Origin of the sequence: Sphingomonas sp. CCH5-D11 (assembly GCF_001557395.1) — a bacterium.
Lineage (GTDB): Bacteria > Pseudomonadota > Alphaproteobacteria > Sphingomonadales > Sphingomonadaceae > Sphingomonas.
Genome location: NZ_LSKH01000336.1, coordinates 1 through 2,971 on the forward strand (window position 1 = coordinate 1; position 2,971 = coordinate 2,971).

The 2,971-nt window shown below is 66.8% G+C and carries 1 protein-coding gene; it reads left to right on the forward strand.

Annotation, left to right across the window (positions count from 1 at the left end; genetic code table 11):
• Positions 1–26 precede the first annotated feature (26 nt).
• Positions 27–2,971: beta strand repeat-containing protein (locus tag AX702_RS20580; protein WP_443026316.1), on the forward strand; the 2,945-nt coding region annotated here is incomplete at its 3' end.

A 2,971-nucleotide genomic window follows, 5' to 3' on the forward strand; every position in this document is an offset into this window, starting at 1 on the left:
CGGCAGGCGGGGCTGAGCAATTCGCGGTGAGCACGCCGCAGACGGTTCGCAACACAGGCGCGATCACGGCGGTCAACGGCGGCGCGGTGCGGTCTTCCGGCGCAGTCGAGAACAGCGGCACGATCACCGCGACCGGCACTGGCGTGCTGCTGGATTTCAACGGCGCGCTGACGAACACCGGCGCGATCCGCTCCACGGCGGGGACTGCCGTCAGCATCGGCTATTCGGGTGGCTATGAAACGGTCAACGACGGCGACATCGCCGGGGCGACGACCGGCGTGTCCCTGTCGGGCGGCAGGTTCACGAACAACGGCACCATCACAGGCGGCAGCGCCGGCGTCGCGCTGGGCGGAACGCTGATCAACAGCGCGAGCGGCACGATCACCGGCGGCACCGCCGCAGTCGCTCGCGGCAACGGCGCGGCGCGCCTCGTCAATGCGGGCACCATCAACGGGACGGTCGATTTCGTCGCGACCACCCCGTATGATTCCACCGGCGACCTCTTCGTCGACGATGGCGGAACCGTTACCGGCACGATCCGGCTGGGCGGGGGCGACGACGAACTGGTCGTGACGATGGGCGCCGATCCGGCGCGGCCGCTGGCCGGCGCGACCGGCGGCGTGGACGCAGGCGCCGGCTATGACACGCTGCGCTACCGCGTGAATGCGGACGCCGATGCGGCGCTCACGCTGGCCGGCGGTTTCGAGGGGCTGGCGTACGAGCTGGCGGATGACGCCAAGCTGACGCTGACCGCCGCAAACCCGATCACCACCACGATCGGCTTGACCGGCGACGGCACGGTGACGCTGAACGGCGCGATCTCGACCACCGATCGCTCGCTGATCAGCACCGTGATCCTGAGCACCGCGCAGCTGACGGGTGAGGGAGATGAGCTGGAGGACGAACTGGCGATCGTCAACAACGGCGATCTGACGCTGACCACGAGTGCGCAGAATTACAGCTACAATCTGACCGCGGCGATCTTCGCCGGATCGGGTTATCCCAGCAGCACGACCGACGTGACCAACAACGGCACGATCACGGTCATCAACGCGCCGGGCATCTATTATCCCGCCGTGGGGATCTTCGGCGGAGCGAGCGTCACCAATAGCGGCACGATCAGCGTGACGGGCGGTGGCGCGGCGATCACGGGCGCGGAAGACGTGATCAACAGCGGCACGATCACCGCGTCTGGTACGGCCGCGACCGCCACGGGCGTCAGCGACTTCGCCACCCTGACGAACAGCGGCACGATCCGGGCCGACGGAGTGGCGGTGCAGAGCGGCTATGGCTCCCGGACGCAGGTGACGAACAGCGGCACCATCGAGAGCCAGCTCGCGACGGCCATCGTCGCTGGCTATTATGGCACGGTGACCAACGAAGCGGGCGGCACGATCAGCGGCGCGACGGCGGTGCAGATGTCCGGCCCGGCAACGCTGGTCAATCGTGGCGCGATCATCGGCAACGTTGAGGCCGCTCGCTATTCCTACGGCTCCATGATCTACGTCGCGGACGGCGGAACGCTGACGGGCGACCTGCGCTTCGGCATGGGTGACGACACGCTGATCCTGTTCGGTGACGAGACGGGGATCAGCGGCACGATCGACGCGGGGACGGGAACAAACACCCTGATCCATGCACGCCGCGAAAGCAGCACGGTCACCCTGGGCGGGATCACTGTGCCGACGTTCGATGCACTCGGCGTGCGCGCACTGGGCAGCGATACGCAGGTGACGGTGCGCGCCGAGGCGCCGTTTGTGGGTGACCTGACGCTGTCGGGCGATGGCATGATCGTCAATACAGCGACGGTCACGGGTGTTGTACGCACGAGCAATTACTACGGATACGATTTCACCAGCGCTGACCTGATCGGTCCAATCGCCTTTACCAACGAGGGGACGATCGAAGGCGGCTTCAACGGCAGTGCGCGCAGCTTCGCCAACACGGGCGCGATTACCGGCACGGTGCCGGACAATTATGCCGTTTCGGTGTGGTCGTCCGATACGCTGGCATTCGACAATAGCGGCACGATCGCGGCGTCGGATACTGCCAGCGGCGCGCCGGCAGTGGGGCTGACCGGCTCTTACGCCAGCGCTGTAGACGCGATCAACAGCGGCACGATCACCGGCGGGATCAGCGTTGCCCTGCAACAGAATTATCTCTTCCCCGACCAGCAATCACCAATTGCGACCAGCACCGCGTCGCTGACCAACAGCGGCGTGATTACCGCGGACGGCCTGTATGCGGCGGGTGTGTCGATCAGTGTCGACGCGTCCAACGGCGTTGCTGGCCGTGCGGTCCTCGACAACAGCGGCACGATCGAGGCCACGGGTCAGGGCGGGCTGGGTGCCTATGTCGGGTTTACCGACTATTACGGCCAGCCCGGTACTGCGGCGATCGAGGTCAGCAATGCCGGCACGATGCGCGCCAACGGCGGGGGTAGCGAGAGCAGCTATACCGACTGGTATGGCGACACCTATCGCTACACCAGCCCTGCCGCAGCGCTGTGGCTTGACGGGCTTCCAACGTACATCGGCGTGCCGGGCGAAAACCCGACGATCGCCACGATCACCAACGCCGGCACGATCGAGGCGACCGGCGAGCGATCGGTCGCGATCATGGGCCGCGAGGTGGCGCTTGACCTTGCCAACAGCGGCACGATCACCGGCGGGGCGGGGACGGTGCTTGCCGCGAACGACAGTCTCGCGCTGTCGTCCGGCAATACCTATCTGGCCGGCGCGATCCAGACGACCGGCACCGGCAGTGATCGCGTGGTCAACACCGGCACGATCACAGGGTCCATTGCACTTGGCGCGGGCGACGACCGGATCGAGAATTACGGCCGGATCGATGGCGACGTGTTCCTGGGGGCGGACGACGACACCTTCCTGCAGCGTGCGAGCGCGATCCTGACGGGCACGGTGGACGGCGGCGTCGGCAGCGACAGCCTGATCGTCGATGCCACCGGCGG